We start from the raw sequence: 15,396 nt of genomic DNA, 5'->3' as shown, positions 1-15,396 counted from the left end.
AGCTTATCGAAATGGAAAAATAATTGCCTATAAATAAAATTTTGGCGGTTTTTTGGCGGAAAGTTGGCGGTTTTTATACGAATTTGAGTGCTAATATAGTAATATCGAAAGTCAAAGAAATGGACACATTACACAACGCTTTCTGGTTTAGTCACCGTTTGATTTGACTTTCGATAGTCACTTGCAGACTTACGTTCTCAATAAAATGAAGTGAGGTGAATAACCTCCTCTTTTTTCTACAGGTTTGCAATGAATAACACTCTTGATCGAACTCTAGTTCGGGTGTATAATAAGAAGTATAATCCTTATGGTTATATCTGCTAGAAAGAAGTCGAGAAAAGCACTTGTTTTTCTGACTTCTTTTTGATTTAATTAATATAGCAGGTATAAATTAAATAAGGAGTGTTACAAATGAACATAGGTAATTTGAGAAATTTTATTTCAAATGTTGAAGCGGATGATAATGATAGTGTTGAAATGAAAATGATTCAAAAAATAGGGAACGGTATATGGAGTCATACTCCACAGTTGACTATAGCGATGAGGGAAGAATTAAAAGTTTTTTACACTGAAATCCTTAATAATAATTTTTTTGATTTAGAACAAAGTGAGTATAATCCTAATATAGTAATCGAAGGTTCACTACAAGTTTCAGATTTGACAAATGCTCACATCAATGAAGTATTAGCTGAAATAGATCTTGAAGAAAACTGTAATGATGATATGGGAAATGTAGATTTAGATAAAATAAATTATTACAGATTTAAATTTAATTATAATGGAAATAGTCTTTATATTTTTAGACGATTCACTAAAATGAAAAAAATTAGAAATGGTATTTTAGGTCGTTTTCAGGATAATACATTTAGAAAAATAGAGACTGATGATTTTTTTGGAATAGATCGTGATATTGATATTTTGTTATTTGATAATGAGGCACTGATAGTCAATCGCTTTGCATTACAGACTATTTTTAAGCTTAATGATTATTTTATTGAAAGAGCGACAACGGCGTTAAGCGAACTAGAAGAAGAAAACGTATTAGTAAATTTTGAAGACTTTAAAAATGATTGTTTAAATGATAAACTGGCAGCAAGAAGAATGACAAAAATCATTAATACCGAAGGTCGTTTGGAAGGCTTTTTACAGAATACAAGAAATTTGCCTGAGGTAATTGAACATTTTGATTTAGAAATAGAATTGAATGATAATAATCAAATCATATATAACGGAAGTAAAGAAGCACGAAGTCAGATTTTATTTTGCATATCAGATGCATATTATCAATCGCTTATACTCCAAAGATTAGGTGAAGATCCTTCATAAACAGAGGAAAGAGGTGAAGAGAATGAGGACGATACAGAAAACATTATTTTATATGTCTTCTTTTATACCACTTTATCTGTTATTGATTGTTCAAAACTTCAAGTTCAGAAATGAATCAGGAAAATTTTCTTGGCAAACGATCTTTGATCAAATTAATTTTTCAAATAAAATTATTACATTATTTTGGATTGGCTTAATAGTCATGATTATTCTATCATTATTTGGATGTGTTATCTTTTTTAAGATTTATGGTGCAAAAGAAGGTAGAAATGGTAGCATATCAGATGCAGAATTTGTTAGAGAAGACACTATGGGGTATATTGTGACATATATAATTCCGTTGTTATCCATGGATATAACAAGTTTGAGAAGCTTAGTAGTTAATTTACTGTTATTTATCATTATAGGGACTTTTTATGTTAAGAACGATCAGATATTTATGAACCCATTATATAATTTATTTGGGTATAATATATTTTCTGCTGAAAGTGGAATTTATATCACTAAAATATCCAAGCAAAAGTTGAAATTGTTTGCTAAAAGAGATGTAAAAGTTAAAAAGATAAATATAATGGGAGATATATACGTACTGAAAGAAAATGAATAAATTAGTAGCCATCGCTTATGTGGTGGCTTTTTATAATGAATAATTTTTTGTTTTTTTATATCGGCGTGTAGCTAAATAGGTGATAGCGATTGATTTTTAATCAAGTACATGCAGGTTCGACTCCTGTCACGCCAATAAGTGGCAAAACCACTTAAATAAATTAGGAAACGTCAATAGATGTTTCTATCCTTCACGAGGAGGCATTCGCTTGTAGGATGTCTCTTTTTATATGCAAAAATACTTATAATTAAATCATCAGAAATACATGATAGATTATAAGGAAACATAAATATCAAATTTGTAAAGCATTATATACTAAAAAGAGAATTATATATGATCACAAGTGGCACTCTAAAAGTAGAAGAAATAAAAAAAAGTAACACTATGAAAAGTACTCAACCTAAGGTAAAATAAAACAAAGATACTTTTGGGGGGTATATATGAGTTTTGTATCGATTGCGGGTAATAAGAAATATATCAATGTCATGAGTGATGGTTTAGCAGTATATCAGGATGGGACAAGAGAAGAAAACTGGGAAAAATTTGTCAATTACGATAATAAAAGATTTATAGCTTTCGCAGGAACCGTCCATTATTGTCAAAATGTGGTTACAGAAGCTTCTAAATATTTAGAGTTACCATACAATCAATGGGTGAATCGGATTAAAGAATACGTCTCAAATATGCCGTATTCACAAGAAACGGGTAAAGCCATAATCTGTGTAGGTGGTAAGGATGGAACGTTAAAGTTTTCAAGTTTTTCAAATAAACCTGGGCAAAACTTTTATGATTTTGAATTAGTTGATGATAATATTCACTATGTGTTTTTAAGCAACATGGATGAAGAGGATTTATTGGACAAAAAGTTTATGGAATTTGTAAAGAGATATCGTTCTGCTAAATCAAGAGATGTTCTGTTAGCTCAAAGAGATTTGAATAATTATGTTTCAGATTTGAATCCAAATACTGTGAACAAAAATACTAGTTATTTTGTTTTGAAATGATAGCTATTATTTTATTAAATTGAAAGTCATCGTTTATACGGTGGCTTTTTCATATACAAAAAAACCGCTAATATCGAAAAATTAGCGGATAGGAAGTTATAGTAAGACTTGTTGAAAGAATTATGATAGGTAAATATCGAAAACAAAACTCAACCATTTAGATGAAAAGTGAGGTGGTGTTAATGGATGGCTAGAAAAAGAGATCCACGTCGTGACCAGGCTAAAGAAATTTGGTTAAAGTCAAACGGCAAAAAGGTTCTTAAAGAATTAGCTAATGAACTAAATGTTTCGGATTCTCAAATAAGGAAATGGAAATCTATAGATAAATGGGCTGATGAATTAAAAGGTAATGTTACCAATTCAAAAAGTAACGTTACCAATAAAGGTGGAGCGCCGCCTGGGAACAAAAATGCTATAGGTAACAAAGGAAATAAAACTGCCTCACCGCCAAAAAGAAATAAGAATGCGGTAAAAACAGGCGAATATGAAACAATATTTGCCGATATGTTATCTGACGAAGAAAAGGACATCTATTCTACAATGAATGATGATCCTTTTTTTATTTTGGAGGAAGAAATAAGAATCCTAAAAATTCGTCAATATAGAATGCTTAAACGCATCAAAGATGCAGAGGTTGACTTAAACGATGAAGAAGTTGAACGTTTGCAGCAGCTTCGGAAAGTCAAAGAGCCATCGGTGATTGATGGAAAAATGGTCACTGTCAAGAGAGAAGTTTTAAAAGATGTGCAAGTAACTCGTAAAACATTTAGAAAACTAGATGACATTTTGGCTATTGAGGAAGCATTGACAAGAATTAGCAATCAGTTAACAAAGGCTATTAAGCAACAGAATGCCTTGCTAGCAAATGATGCCAAATTACAATTATTGAAGGTTCAAACTGAAAAAGTTAAAGCTAGTTTAGATGCTACAAATGGAGACATGGATATGCCAGTTTTCATCGATGATATATCAGGTGATGAATATGAGTAAAAAATTATCTGAATTTCTTCCTAAAGCATTTCATACTACTTGGAAGATAGCATTAAACTCAAATATATTACATGTTGTTGAAAAAGGTGGCCGTGGGTCAGGTAAATCATCTGGCATAGCACACATAATCGTTCAATTGATTATGAGATATCCTGTAAATGCTGTGGCCATTAGATTTGTTGATAATACGATTGAGTTATCTATTTTTGAACAGATTAAGTGGGCTATTGAAGAACAAGGTGTGTCTAAGTATTTTAAAGTAAATAAAAGTCCTATGAAAATCACCTATAAGCCTAGGGGTAATTATATTGTTTTTCGAGGTGCACAGAATCCAGAAAGGATTAAGTCGTTAAAAGATTCAAGATTTCCATTTGCTATAGCTTGGATTGAGGAATTAGCCGAGTTTAAAACTGAAGATGATGTAAAAACCATAACTAACTCATTGCTACGTGGTGAATTAGCAGATGGTCTTTTTTATAAATTTTTTTATTCGTACAACCCTCCTAAGCGACGACAATCATGGGTTAATAAGAAATATGAATCTAGCTTCCAACCTGAGAATACTTTTGTTCATCATTCAACATATAAGGATAATCCATTCATAGCACAAGCATTTATAGAAGAAGTTAATGCCACGAGAGCTAAGAATCCGAAACGTGCTGAGTGGGAGTATGACGGCAAAGCTATTGGTTCAGGAGTTGTTCCGTTTGATAATTTACGAGTAATAAAAGGTTGTATAACTGATGAAATGGTAGCTAACTTTGATAATATCAGAAATGGTCTTGACTTCGGTTATGCTACTGATCCGTTAGCGTTCGTTCGATGGCATTATGATAAAAAGAAAAATGGTATCTATGCTATTGATGAGATATACGGTGTGAAAATTAGTAATAGGGAATTAGCTAAAAAACTACATGAAAAGGGCTATCAAAATGATGAAATTTTTTCTGATTCTGCTGAGCCCAAAAGTAATGCAGAGTTAGTAAATGAGCATGGTATCAATCATATAAAAGGTGTTAAAAAAGGCCCGGATTCGGTTGAATATGGTGAGCAATGGCTAGATGACTTAGATTTTATTTGTATCGATCCATTGAGGACTCCAAATATAGCTAAGGAATTTGAAAACATTGATTATCAGACTGATAGAGATGGTAATCCTAAACCGAGACTAGAAGATAAAGACAATCATACAATTGATGCCACACGTTACGGATTTAACGAAGACATGTGGGCGAAGAAAAAAACTAAAATTAGTAAAAATCAAAGAAACAAAATAAAAGGAATGTTTTAAAAAAAGGAGTGTGAAGTATGGAAAATGAAGAAATCCAAAAAGTTAATGAATTTGAACATGGATCGGACATCAGCTATTCAAGTGGTGTGAATGAAAATTTTGTTAGCTTTGGCGTAGAATCAAATATTCACTATAGATATAGTTCTGCAGAAGAATTGTTGGATAATACTGATGTTTTAGCAAAAATGATTGCGCACCATAATGAACACCAAGTTCCACGTCTACAGGTTTTGGATGATTATTATAAAGCGAAGAATACAAACATCATCAAAAATCGTCGCCGTAAGGAAAAAGAAAAAGCAGACCATAGAGCTGCTCATAATTTTGGAAAAGTTCTTGCAACGTTTGATGTTGGATACAATACAGGCAATCCATTAAAAGTCCAAATTAATAATAAAGCTAGTCAAGAGACCATTGATAATTTCAATCAAGATAATGACATTGACGGATTGAATGGAGAATTGTGGTTAGATATGGATAAATACGGCCGAGCTTATGAAATCATATATCGAGATGAAGATGACGTTGACTATGTTGATCTATGCAATGTTTTTGAAACGTTTGTTGTTTATGATACAACGGTCAAGCGTAGACCAATACTTGCTGTTCGTTATCCTAAAACTAAATTTACTATAGATGCAGACAAACAGTATATTCAACCGATAATTTACACAAAAGACAAAATCATTACTTACGCTGAAACGACTCTTGCTACGATTAAACTAAGTGATCCAAAAGAGGATTCTCATGATTACAAAGAAGTTCAGATAACTGAGTTTTCTCCTAATCGTTTTAGAATGGGATTGTATGAAGATATTTTATCTCAAATCGATTTGTATGATGCTGGACAGTCTGACACTGCTAATTACATGACGGACTTAAACGATGCGCTATTAGTGATTAGCGGAGACATTGAAGCAGCGGGTCTATCAACCGAAGATGCTATTAAGCAAAAAGAAGCGAACATTCTTTTACTTGAATCTGGCACAGATATCAATGGTAACAAGACCTCAGTGAATGCTAGCTACATCTATAAACAATACGATGTAAACGGCGTTGAAGCATACAAAGAACGAGTGAGAAAAGGAATACATGAAATATCTATGATTCCAGATTTAACAGATACAAATTTTTCTGGTGTTCAATCAGGAGAAGCAATGAAGTATAAAATGTTTGGTTTCAATCAAATGACGGCAGTAAAGCAAAGACTATTTAAAAAAAGTCTTGTGCGGCGCTATCGTCTTTTATTTAATCTGAAATCAAGTGTTTCTGAGATTGATAACTCCGATTTAAAAGGATTGCGAATTATCTTTACTCCTAATCTTCCGAAAGCAATTCTAGAAGAATTAAAAACATTGATTGACTCTGGAGCTGAGTTAAGCCAAGAAACAATTTTAGGTCTAGCTTCGTTTGTTGATGATGTTCAAGCTGAATTAGAACGTGTAAAAAATGAAAATAAACCATTAGATATTACTGATGAAGAAGTAGCCAAAACGAAAGTGAATCAGGCAAAATTTTTAGCTAAACAATCGGAAAAGGAAACCGAGGAGGAATGATTGAATGTCCTACTTGAAAAATCGTGAAGAATCTTGGATCAAAGAACAGATGAAGCTAGATCGCAATAGAGAAAAAGAAATTGTTCAACAGCTTCAAAATGCTATTGATGCGATTCAAACCGAAATTGTAGCTAACTGGGATAGATTTTCCAATGGCCAAAAGATTACGATTAGCGAAGCAAGAAAAATGGCTAATAAGATGGACGTAAAACGCTTTGAGAGAAAAGCAAAGGAGTATGTAAAAAATAAAGACTTTAGTCCACAGGCCAATAAAGAATTGAAAATCTATAACTTAGTAATGCGAGTGTCTAGATTAGAGCTATTAAAGTCTCAAATTGGCTTAGAACTAATCACGTTGTTTGATGAGCTAGATAAGTGGGGATATTCTCAGTTATCTGAAGCAGCAAAAGATGAGTATTTAAGACAGGCGGGAATACTAGGCGAAACCGTTAAAGAAAATTATTCGTCTAAGGTTAGAAAAATTGTTAATGCATCATTCAAATCAAGTGAATTCCCTTCGTTTAGTGATAACATTTGGCAAAATTTTGTTGAAATGAAAGCTGATTTAGAAAAAATAATCACTCAGGCAATCACTCAAGGTAAAAATCCAAGAGCAGTAGCAAAAGAGATGGCAAAATTTTTAAAGCCTAACCAATTAAATATAAGATACAAGCTAAATAGGCTAATGATGACTGAAATATCTGGTGTTCAAACAGATATTCAAAAGCAAAGTTACTTGGATGCAGATATCGAAGAATATGATTACATTGCAGAACCGTTTGCTTGTGAAATATGTAAAAAAGTAGCTAAGGGTAGTCCTTATAAAGTACTAAAGATGAAAAAAGGAATTAATGCTCCTTATATGCATCCTCATTGTAAGTGCTCTACTGTCCCTAAAGTTAGTGAGGATTATGAGAAGTCGCTGAAAGAAAGAGGTTTGTAAATGGATAATCTATATAAATGCAATCAATGTCATAAACACACTCCTTTAATTAGAAAATCTGAAAATATCATGAAGGATGTCGAACACCATTATGCTGAATGTGCAAATTGTGGATATAAAGCGACAATTATGTATATGAATACCGAAATCAAGTTATTAATGTATGAACAAAGAAAAACAAAATTTGGTACAAAAAAGAAAGGTAAATTGACAGAAAAGCTAAACAGATTAATTTCTGAATTAAGAAAAGAAGTCGAAGAATCACTTTAAAATTATGACAGAAAGGTGTGATTCTATGAATGACGATCCTTAAGATTATTTAGATGCTGATTATGAAGAATATTTAAGAAAAGAGGGTAAAATGATGGATTCACAAGAATTTATTGATAAATGTAAAGAAATTGTTTCAAATTATGCAAACAAACACTTGGATAAATCAGATCAAAAAGAAATTACAAAAAAAGATGTTTTTGTAGTTTGGAGTTGTAAAACATTGCAGAATAACAAAGCTCTATTAAGCACTAATTTACTTGATGGTATGTATTATGAATTAACATTAAACGGCGACAAGCAAGAGATTTATTTTGATGCATACAAAAAATGGGAAAATAAGGCAATTAAAGTCTAACAAACGTTAGGCTTTTTATATTGCCTTCTTACTGCTTACAGGCACTAAAGAGAAAGCTGTTTCGATTGATAGGCGTAACTTATCAAATATATCGGGTAGCGGCGTAACCGTGGAGGATAATCATGAAAACAAAAAAACTATTATTGCCAATGCATTTACAATTCTTTGCTGATAATCCAGATACTGGTACTGGAGGTACGGACCAACCGGCCGGAGGTCAAGAGCAAACACCGCCAGTAGATAGCGGCAAAGATAAAGGTAATGAAAAAACGTTTTCTCGTGGTGAAGTAGCAAAAATGATCGCTGCTGAAGTATCAAAAACAAAAGAAGCTTGGGAAAAAGAGCAACAAGAAAAACAAGCAGAAGCAGAAAAACTGGCAAAAATGAATGCTCAGGAAAAAGCTGAACATGAAAAGAAACAGCTAGAAGCAAAAATTGCGGAATTGGAACGTAGTCAAGCATTAGTTTCCATGTCAAAGGAAGCTTCTAAAATGCTTTCAGAGGCTAGTTTGCCGCATGACGATGATTTGCTAGGATTGATTGTTTCAGATGATGCAGAAGCTACAAAAAAAGCTGTCGCTATTGTTACGAACTATGTATCAATGATTAAGAAAGAAAATGCTCGCCAAAAAACACCAGGTGAGGGTGGACAATTTTCAACTGATAAAAAAGAAACCGAATCAGTTGCAGCTCTTGCAGCAAGTAAACGAATTGTAAAATAGGAGGAAATATAAATGAAGAAAAAACAATTAATGAAAATGGATATTCAAATGTTTGCTCAAACATGGAATCCAGACAACGTCACTGTATTAGAGAAAAAAGATGGAACAATTCCAGATAAGTACAACACTTTAATTTTAAAAGATGTGATGGAAAATTCTAAGTTAATGCAGTTGGCTAAATATGAAGAAATGGACGGCAAAGAAAAGAAATTCGAATACTTTGCAGAAGGTCCTGGGGCGTACTGGGTTGGTGAAGGCGAAAAAATTAAAACGTCTAAACCTAAATGGTTAAACGTAACGATGACTGCGAAAAAAATTGGTGTTATTATCCCAGTTTCTCGGGAATATTTAACTTATAAGATGTCTGATTTCTTTACTCAAATGCAACCAAAAATCGCAGAAGCATTTTATAAGAAAATTGATGCGGCTACTATCCTTGATAAAGAAAATCCATTCTCTCAATCTATTGAAAAATCTGTCATTGCAGCTAGTAATGTAATTGAGGGCGACTTGACATATGACAACATTTTAGCATTAGAGGATTTGCTTGGAGAAGGTGAATACGATCCGAATGCTTTCATTTCTAATCGTAAGAATCGTACAGTGCTACGTGAAGCAAGTAAAAAAATTGGTGACACAACTCAATTTATTTATGATCGTGTCAGCAATACTATTGATGGACTACCTGTAGCAGATCTAAAATCTATGGATAAGGGAAACCTTTATACTGGTGATTTTGATTACTTGCGCTATGGTATCCCATTTAACATTAATTTCAAAATTTCAGAAGAAGCTCAATTATCTACTTTAACGAATGAAGACGGTACGCCTGTCAACTTGTACGAACAAGAATTGGTTGCTTTACGAGCTACAATGGATATTGGTTTCATGGTCATCAAAGATGAAGCATTTGCTAAGATTCAAACAAAAGCTGCGGGGGAGTAACTAGCCCTGTTGTCGGAAAAGTAACACCGACAACAAATGGGGCGACAATCGAACTAACTTAGGTGGTGTTTTGATGTCAGAGATAGCAAATGATGTAAAAAAATTATTAAATGGCAGTCTTGATGAAAAATTAGAAATCATTGAAAGACGTACAAAAGATCGGCTTCAAAATATATTGAATGTCATTGAGTTACCAAAAAGTTTTGATTCAGTTGTATATGAAGTCACTTTAAAACGATTTAATCGTATTGGCCAAGAAGGAATGCAATCTTATTCTCAAGAAGGTTTATCTATGGCATTTCCAGACTCTGATTTTTCTGAATATCAAGATGAGATTGAAGAGTATAAGAATAAGGAAATAGAAGAACTTTATAAGCCTAAACGTGGGAGGTTTACATTTTCATGAGATATTTAGATGAAATTACCTTTGTAAAAAAATCTTCAGAATCGCATTATGATCCAAATTCAGGTGAATGGATTGAAGAAGAACCGTTTAGAAAAACTGCTGATGTCAATGTAACTGATATTGGTACAAATCGTTCTATTACTATTTTCGGAAGCATTAAAGAAGGGGCTAAGGTCATTAGGACACAGCCCCTTTTCGTTATTCCAGAATTTGATTACATTGAGTTTGAGGGTAAAACTTGGGAAGTTATTACAAGTAGAGTTCCTGCATTAAGAAATAGCTTGATTATTCAGGAAGTGACTATTGATGGCAAGAAGTCAAGTAAGAATTAATGGATTAGCTGGAATTTCTAAAAAACTAAAGAGAAATGCTCAACTTGATGATGTGAAAAAAGTTGTTAGAAATAACACAGCAGAATTAACCGCCAATATGCAAGCTGAAGCCGGAAAAGTGTTAACTGGACACTGGGAAGGTAAAAAGTTTGTTAAACCAACTGGGGCAACAAAAAGAAGTATCATTATGAGGCTTTCGAACAATGGTTTTTCTGGGCATACAGGACCAGGAACGGAATACGCACCGTATTTAATAAACGGTACGAGATTTATGGTGAAACGTGATTTCTTTTTACCGCCGCTGAAACAACAAAAAGTGAAATTTAGAACGGACTTGGAAAGGTTGATGAAATGATTAAAACAAGAGATCAATCAATCTTCGATGAAGTGTATAAGAAGTGTCAATCACTGGGTTATGAAACCTACGATTATAAACCTATGAATGATGTAGGTTATCCATTTGTCGAATTAGAAGATACTCAGACACTGCACCAAGCCAACAAAACTGATATTAAAGGTTCGGTTACATTGAATCTATCTGTATGGGGATTGGCAAAAAAACGTAAACAAATATCGGATATGGCTTCAGCAATTTTTGCTGAGGCTCTATCTATTTCTGAAACGGAAGGTTATTATTGGTCGCTCAATATCCAATCAAGCGGTATTCGGTTAGTAGATGACATTTCGACTAACACACCATTGAAGCGGGCAATGATATCTTTAGAATTCAAAATACTATAGAGAGAAGGAATATAAATGGCTAATGAAGCAAAAGTAGCGGCTAAAGGTATTGATATTATTTTACTTTTCCGTTTGTTAAAAAAATCAAAAGAGGAAGCAGCATGGAAATTAGCTTTCCAGACAGAACATGAAAATACAAAAACAAAAGATAGTGACTCTGTGACCACTAAAGATGGTCCGATTCGCATCCCAGGATCATTGGAAATTGATTTTTCGGCAACATCTATTTTATCAGTCGGTGATCCGTATGTTGACCAGCTAGAAGAAGCTTTAGACAATGACGATATTATTGAAATCTGGGAAATCAACAAAGCAGAAAAAGGCACAGGAGATAATGCTGACAAATACAAGGCAACCTATTACCAAGGATACGTAACATCATTTGGTAAATCGCCTAATGCTGAAGACACCGTAGAAGTTTCATTAGAATTTGGTATCAATGGTAAAGGTGCAAAAGGATTTGCAACATTAACTGCTGATCAAGAAGAAGTAGTTCAATATGTCTTCAAAGATACGACTATTGAAACAGATGATCCGGGAAAGTAGATAGCCCTGTTGTGGGTAATGTAACTCCTACAGTCGATGGGGCATCTATTGAATTAAGCTAAGAAAGGAAAATTAATATAATGGATACTTTTAAAATTTATAAAGGCCAAACCGAAGTTGTTTCCGGCACATCACCTTTAACTATAACAGGAATGGAACCTGACACCTCAGTGCCGGCTGGTGAGTACCAAGTAACTCGTGTTGTTAATGGGAAAGAATCAGAGCGAGTAGATATTCCAGCTTTTAAAACATTGTCTATTGCTGTAACTGGCTTAGAGTTTTCTCCTAAAACATCAACAGCAGATGCGGGTACTGCAGGTAGCCGACAAATCACAGCAACTGTCTTGCCTGAAAATGCAACCAACAAAAAAGTAACCTATAAGATTACGCCTGAAACAGAAGGTCTTGCTGTCTCTGAAACAGGAAATATTACTTGGACAGAAGCGGTACCGGCTGGTGTTTATACCACAACAGGAACAACAGAGGATGGTAAAAAAACAGCTCAACACACCTTAACATTGAATAATCAAGCTTAAAATAAAATTTAGAGGGCAGCTTAGCGGCTGTCCTTTTCTTATGGAGGAAAAGACATGCAAATCGAAATTAAAGGGAAAAAATATAACTGTATTTTTGGAGTCAAGTTTATTCGTGAATTGGATAAGCAGCATGGGGTAGTTCGTAATGATGTGAATCTTGGTATGGGACTAACAACATTATTACCGCAGCTAGTAAGTGGAAATATCGTTGTTCTATCTGATGTACTTTACACAGCTACCATTACGGAAAAAAGTAGACCTTCTAAGGATGAAGTAGATGAGTTTGTTGAAACTGTTGATGATATTGAGGCGTTATTTGATGAAACGTTGAAAAACTTAGAAGAAAGCAATGCGGGAAAGTTAACGGTCAGAAATTTCAAGAAAGCTCTGATGGAGAACAAGTAAGAGAGGAGCTAACCTCAGCTGAAGCTTATGAAAATATTCTTATTAATTGTTTTCGTTACCTAGAAATTACTGATTTATCAAAAATCGAACGAATGACTTTGTATGAATATGAAGTTAGGCTATTGTCGTTTCAGTTAAAAAGACTTGACCATGAAAGAGACCTCTATCTTCAATCTTGGCTAAATAACCAAATTAAGGCGACTAAAGGTAAAAAATCTGAACCTTATTATAAGGAATTCAATAAGTTTTTCAATTATGAAGAACGAGAGAAGCTTATTTTGGGTAAATCATTAATTGATGAAAAAGTTGATATAGGAGCAATAGATTTATTAAGAAAAGCAAATAAGTAGGAAAGGAGGAAAATAATGGAATCATATTCAGTCGAAGCAATACTTACTGCCACTGATAGAACGTTTAGTAGCACGATGAGTAGCGCTGAACGTTCTATGGCTGGTGTAAACAAGCAATCTGGTGAGCTAGGGGATGGATTGGATAAAAGCACCACTAAAGGGAATCAATTAGGCAAGTCAATTCTTAGTATTGGAGCAGGTGTGGGTGCCGTAAAATTAGTGTCTACGGCCGTAAATATGGTTAAGGATTCTGTTGAAGGAGCTATTAACCGTTTTGATACGTTGAATAAATATCCTGTAGTTATGAAGGCTCTAGGTTACTCAACAGAAGATGTAGATAGATCAATGACTAAGTTAAGTGATGGAATTGATGGGCTTCCTACATCGTTAGATGAAATCGTATCAAATACGCAACAGTTAGCAATTTCAACTGGTAGCTTGAGTAAAGGAACTGACACAGCTATTGCATTAAATGATGCCTTTCTTGCTTCTGGAGCTTCAACTGCTGATGCAACTCGTGGTATGCAACAATATATTCAAATGCTCGGTAAGGGTGAAGTTGATATGCAGTCTTGGCGAACATTACAAGAAACAATGCCGATTGCGATGGATAAAGTTGCTAAGTCTTTCAAAGAACAAGGTGTAAACTCAGTTAACCAATTATACGATGCCTTAAAAGAAGGAGATATTACATTTAATGAGTTCAATAATCGTTTGATTGAGTTGGACAAAGGCGTAGGTGGTTTTGCGGATTTAGCCAAGAAAAACTCAAAAGGTATCAAGACCTCATGGGCAAATATTAAAACAGCCACCGTTAAAGGTGTAACTACAGTTATTAAATCATTTGATGAATTATCCAAAGCAGTGACAGGAAAAAATATTGCCGAAAATTTGGACTCTTTAAAAAATGTAGTGAATATAACTTTTAAGGCAATTGATGCAGCGATTCAATCAACTATTCCATTGATGAAACTATTCGGAAAAGCAATTACGTCAATAGGTACAGCCTTAACACCATTACTACCAACAATTGCCAGTTTTGCTGCTACCTTCACAGCATTGAAAGTAATTCAGCAAGTGACAGGCTATATAAAGCAATCTGAATTGGCAATCAAAGCTTATACAACCGCAATAAGTTTATACAATGGAATATCAAAACTGGCTACGTTATCTACTACAGCACTCGGAAGAGCATGGATGTTAAACTTAGCAGCCGATAAAGCCAATTCTGCAGCAATAGCAATAAAAACTGGTCTTTTAGTGGCGCAAAATACAATCGTTGGTGTTTTGACGGGAACAATTAGTTTAGCTACAGTAGCTACAACTGTTTTTAGTACCGCTATGAAATTGTTATTGGGCCCTATTGGTTGGGTAATAGCCGCAATAGGAGGACTAGTAGCTGTAGGGGTAAACTTGTGGAAATGGTTAAATAAGGAAACTGAATCAACTAAGGCAGTTAAAAAAGAGCAAGAAAACCTTATGAAAACCACAGATGACTTGATTAAAAAGAATCAAGAACATGCACAATCCCGAAAAGATGAAGCTATTGAGTTAGAAAATACTAAAGAAAAATATAATTCAATGATTTCTGAAATGGCAACGCTCGCTGCTAAAGAGAAATTAAGTAACAGCGAGAAAAAACGTATGACAGAAATTGTTGAAGAGTTAAACGGTAAAATGACTGGTTTAAACTTAGTTTACGATGAACAAAGTAATAAACTTTCTGAAATGCCAGGTAAAATTCAACAACAAATGGACGCATATAGCGCATTAGATAAAGCTTCTCAAGCTCAAGAAGATATCAATAAGATGTTGCAGCAAAGAAATGACAATGAAGCAAAATTAATGGAAATCAATGCAGCTAGGGAAAAATGGAATCAGACGTTAAAAGAATCTGGCGGGAATACAAAAGAAGCTCGTGAAAATATTGAAAAATTGGGCGAGCAAGAAAAAGTTTTGATGGGCGTTCAAGAAGATTTGAGAAATGATATTATAAATACTGCTAAAACACATGAATCCGCAATCCAAACAGCTAGTCAAGCTGTAGCAAATGGAGTTTTAGAGCAGA

20 protein-coding genes and 1 tRNA gene are annotated in these 15,396 nt (G+C 33.8%); all 21 read left to right on the top strand.

Annotated elements, in window-relative coordinates; translation table 11 throughout:
- Nucleotides 1-411 precede the first annotated feature (411 nt).
- Nucleotides 412-1,326, top strand: a complete 915-nt coding sequence (locus tag KQI94_RS13010) for a Kiwa anti-phage protein KwaB-like domain-containing protein (RefSeq protein ID WP_002389856.1) — start codon at nucleotides 412-414, stop codon at nucleotides 1,324-1,326.
- A gap of 22 nt (nucleotides 1,327-1,348) precedes the next feature.
- Nucleotides 1,349-1,933, top strand: coding sequence for a hypothetical protein (locus KQI94_RS13005; RefSeq protein ID WP_002369052.1), 585 nt, complete (start codon nucleotides 1,349-1,351; stop codon nucleotides 1,931-1,933).
- 61 nt (nucleotides 1,934-1,994) lie between these two features.
- Nucleotides 1,995-2,068 (top strand) — tRNA-Lys (locus KQI94_RS13000).
- A gap of 305 nt (nucleotides 2,069-2,373) precedes the next feature.
- Complete coding sequence (locus tag KQI94_RS12995) at nucleotides 2,374-2,937, top strand: hypothetical protein (RefSeq protein ID WP_002369053.1); 564 nt, start codon at nucleotides 2,374-2,376, stop codon at nucleotides 2,935-2,937.
- Nucleotides 2,938-3,123: 186 nt separating this feature from the next.
- The gene (gene terS, locus KQI94_RS12990) at nucleotides 3,124-3,927 is read left to right on the top strand and encodes a phage terminase small subunit (protein WP_002369054.1); all 804 of its coding nucleotides are present in this window, start codon (nucleotides 3,124-3,126) and stop codon (nucleotides 3,925-3,927) included.
- Entirely contained in the window at nucleotides 3,899-5,218 is a 1,320-nt protein-coding gene (locus KQI94_RS12985; protein ID WP_002389854.1) for a PBSX family phage terminase large subunit, read from the top strand. The genes terS and KQI94_RS12985 overlap by 29 nt, the downstream gene beginning before the upstream one ends.
- Before the next feature lie 17 nt (nucleotides 5,219-5,235).
- Entirely contained in the window at nucleotides 5,236-6,774 is a 1,539-nt protein-coding gene (locus KQI94_RS12980; RefSeq protein ID WP_002369056.1) for a phage portal protein, read from the top strand.
- Nucleotides 6,775-6,778: 4 nt separating this feature from the next.
- Entirely contained in the window at nucleotides 6,779-7,717 is a 939-nt protein-coding gene (locus KQI94_RS12975; protein WP_002369057.1) for a minor capsid protein, read from the top strand.
- Nucleotides 7,718-7,987, top strand: coding sequence for a hypothetical protein (locus KQI94_RS12970; RefSeq protein WP_002369058.1), 270 nt, complete (start codon nucleotides 7,718-7,720; stop codon nucleotides 7,985-7,987). It abuts the gene before it with no gap.
- 94 nt (nucleotides 7,988-8,081) lie between these two features.
- Nucleotides 8,082-8,345 (top strand): DUF6275 family protein, encoded by a 264-nt coding sequence (locus tag KQI94_RS12965; RefSeq protein WP_025186770.1) that lies wholly within the window; start codon nucleotides 8,082-8,084, stop codon nucleotides 8,343-8,345.
- Between the two features lie 122 nt (nucleotides 8,346-8,467).
- Entirely contained in the window at nucleotides 8,468-9,067 is a 600-nt protein-coding gene (locus tag KQI94_RS12960; RefSeq protein ID WP_002369061.1) for a DUF4355 domain-containing protein, read from the top strand.
- Nucleotides 9,068-9,079: 12 nt separating this feature from the next.
- The gene (locus tag KQI94_RS12955) at nucleotides 9,080-10,012 is read left to right on the top strand and encodes a phage major capsid protein (RefSeq protein ID WP_002369062.1); all 933 of its coding nucleotides are present in this window, start codon (nucleotides 9,080-9,082) and stop codon (nucleotides 10,010-10,012) included.
- A 73-nt stretch (nucleotides 10,013-10,085) separates the two neighbouring features.
- Nucleotides 10,086-10,418 (top strand): phage head-tail connector protein, encoded by a 333-nt coding sequence (locus tag KQI94_RS12950; protein WP_002369063.1) that lies wholly within the window; start codon nucleotides 10,086-10,088, stop codon nucleotides 10,416-10,418.
- Nucleotides 10,415-10,750: a hypothetical protein gene (locus KQI94_RS12945; protein WP_002369066.1), complete on the top strand. Its 336-nt coding sequence runs from the start codon at nucleotides 10,415-10,417 to the stop codon at nucleotides 10,748-10,750. The genes KQI94_RS12950 and KQI94_RS12945 overlap by 4 nt, the downstream gene beginning before the upstream one ends.
- A complete protein-coding gene (locus KQI94_RS12940; RefSeq protein ID WP_002369067.1) occupies nucleotides 10,725-11,105 on the top strand; it encodes an HK97-gp10 family putative phage morphogenesis protein in 381 nt (126 codons plus the stop codon). Before KQI94_RS12945 ends, KQI94_RS12940 begins: the two co-directional genes overlap by 26 nt.
- Complete coding sequence (locus tag KQI94_RS12935) at nucleotides 11,102-11,491, top strand: hypothetical protein (protein WP_002369068.1); 390 nt, start codon at nucleotides 11,102-11,104, stop codon at nucleotides 11,489-11,491. The genes KQI94_RS12940 and KQI94_RS12935 overlap by 4 nt, the downstream gene beginning before the upstream one ends.
- A 15-nt stretch (nucleotides 11,492-11,506) precedes the next feature.
- Nucleotides 11,507-12,037 carry a phage major tail protein, TP901-1 family gene (locus tag KQI94_RS12930; RefSeq protein WP_002369069.1) on the top strand — a complete coding sequence of 177 codons (531 nt, stop codon included), beginning with the start codon at nucleotides 11,507-11,509 and terminating at the stop codon, nucleotides 12,035-12,037.
- A gap of 77 nt (nucleotides 12,038-12,114) precedes the next feature.
- A complete protein-coding gene (locus tag KQI94_RS12925) occupies nucleotides 12,115-12,573 on the top strand; it encodes a hypothetical protein (RefSeq protein WP_025186771.1) in 459 nt (152 codons plus the stop codon).
- Nucleotides 12,574-12,627: 54 nt separating this feature from the next.
- A complete protein-coding gene (locus KQI94_RS12920; protein ID WP_002389853.1) occupies nucleotides 12,628-12,978 on the top strand; it encodes a tail assembly chaperone in 351 nt (116 codons plus the stop codon).
- Between the two features lie 122 nt (nucleotides 12,979-13,100).
- The gene (locus KQI94_RS12915) at nucleotides 13,101-13,328 is read left to right on the top strand and encodes a hypothetical protein (RefSeq protein ID WP_253296179.1); all 228 of its coding nucleotides are present in this window, start codon (nucleotides 13,101-13,103) and stop codon (nucleotides 13,326-13,328) included.
- Between the two features lie 15 nt (nucleotides 13,329-13,343).
- Nucleotides 13,344-15,396: tape measure protein (locus KQI94_RS12910; protein ID WP_216454489.1), on the top strand; the 2,053-nt coding region annotated here is incomplete at its 3' end.

Origin of the sequence: Enterococcus sp. S183_ASV_20 (assembly GCF_018919685.1) — a bacterium.
GTDB lineage: Bacteria > Bacillota > Bacilli > Lactobacillales > Enterococcaceae > Enterococcus > Enterococcus faecalis.
Note: the sequence above shows the minus strand (reverse complement) of the source record. Positions and strands in the feature narration are given on the sequence as shown.

Excerpts from the sequence above, each read along its gene's own strand:
- KQI94_RS13010 (WP_002389856.1), top strand. The coding sequence starts at position 412 with ATGAACATAGGTAATTTGAGAAATTTTATTTCAAATGTTGAAGCGGAT.
- KQI94_RS13005 (WP_002369052.1), top strand. The coding sequence starts at position 1,349 with ATGAGGACGATACAGAAAACATTATTTTATATGTCTTCTTTTATACCA.
- KQI94_RS12995 (WP_002369053.1), top strand. The coding sequence starts at position 2,374 with ATGAGTTTTGTATCGATTGCGGGTAATAAGAAATATATCAATGTCATG.
- terS (WP_002369054.1), top strand. The coding sequence starts at position 3,124 with ATGGCTAGAAAAAGAGATCCACGTCGTGACCAGGCTAAAGAAATTTGG.
- KQI94_RS12985 (WP_002389854.1), top strand. The coding sequence starts at position 3,899 with ATGATATATCAGGTGATGAATATGAGTAAAAAATTATCTGAATTTCTT.
- KQI94_RS12980 (WP_002369056.1), top strand. The coding sequence starts at position 5,236 with ATGGAAAATGAAGAAATCCAAAAAGTTAATGAATTTGAACATGGATCG.
- KQI94_RS12975 (WP_002369057.1), top strand. The coding sequence starts at position 6,779 with ATGTCCTACTTGAAAAATCGTGAAGAATCTTGGATCAAAGAACAGATG.
- KQI94_RS12970 (WP_002369058.1), top strand. The coding sequence starts at position 7,718 with ATGGATAATCTATATAAATGCAATCAATGTCATAAACACACTCCTTTA.
- KQI94_RS12965 (WP_025186770.1), top strand. The coding sequence starts at position 8,082 with ATGGATTCACAAGAATTTATTGATAAATGTAAAGAAATTGTTTCAAAT.
- KQI94_RS12960 (WP_002369061.1), top strand. The coding sequence starts at position 8,468 with ATGAAAACAAAAAAACTATTATTGCCAATGCATTTACAATTCTTTGCT.
- KQI94_RS12955 (WP_002369062.1), top strand. The coding sequence starts at position 9,080 with ATGAAGAAAAAACAATTAATGAAAATGGATATTCAAATGTTTGCTCAA.
- KQI94_RS12950 (WP_002369063.1), top strand. The coding sequence starts at position 10,086 with ATGTCAGAGATAGCAAATGATGTAAAAAAATTATTAAATGGCAGTCTT.
- KQI94_RS12945 (WP_002369066.1), top strand. The coding sequence starts at position 10,415 with ATGAGATATTTAGATGAAATTACCTTTGTAAAAAAATCTTCAGAATCG.
- KQI94_RS12940 (WP_002369067.1), top strand. The coding sequence starts at position 10,725 with ATGGCAAGAAGTCAAGTAAGAATTAATGGATTAGCTGGAATTTCTAAA.
- KQI94_RS12935 (WP_002369068.1), top strand. The coding sequence starts at position 11,102 with ATGATTAAAACAAGAGATCAATCAATCTTCGATGAAGTGTATAAGAAG.
- KQI94_RS12930 (WP_002369069.1), top strand. The coding sequence starts at position 11,507 with ATGGCTAATGAAGCAAAAGTAGCGGCTAAAGGTATTGATATTATTTTA.
- KQI94_RS12920 (WP_002389853.1), top strand. The coding sequence starts at position 12,628 with ATGCAAATCGAAATTAAAGGGAAAAAATATAACTGTATTTTTGGAGTC.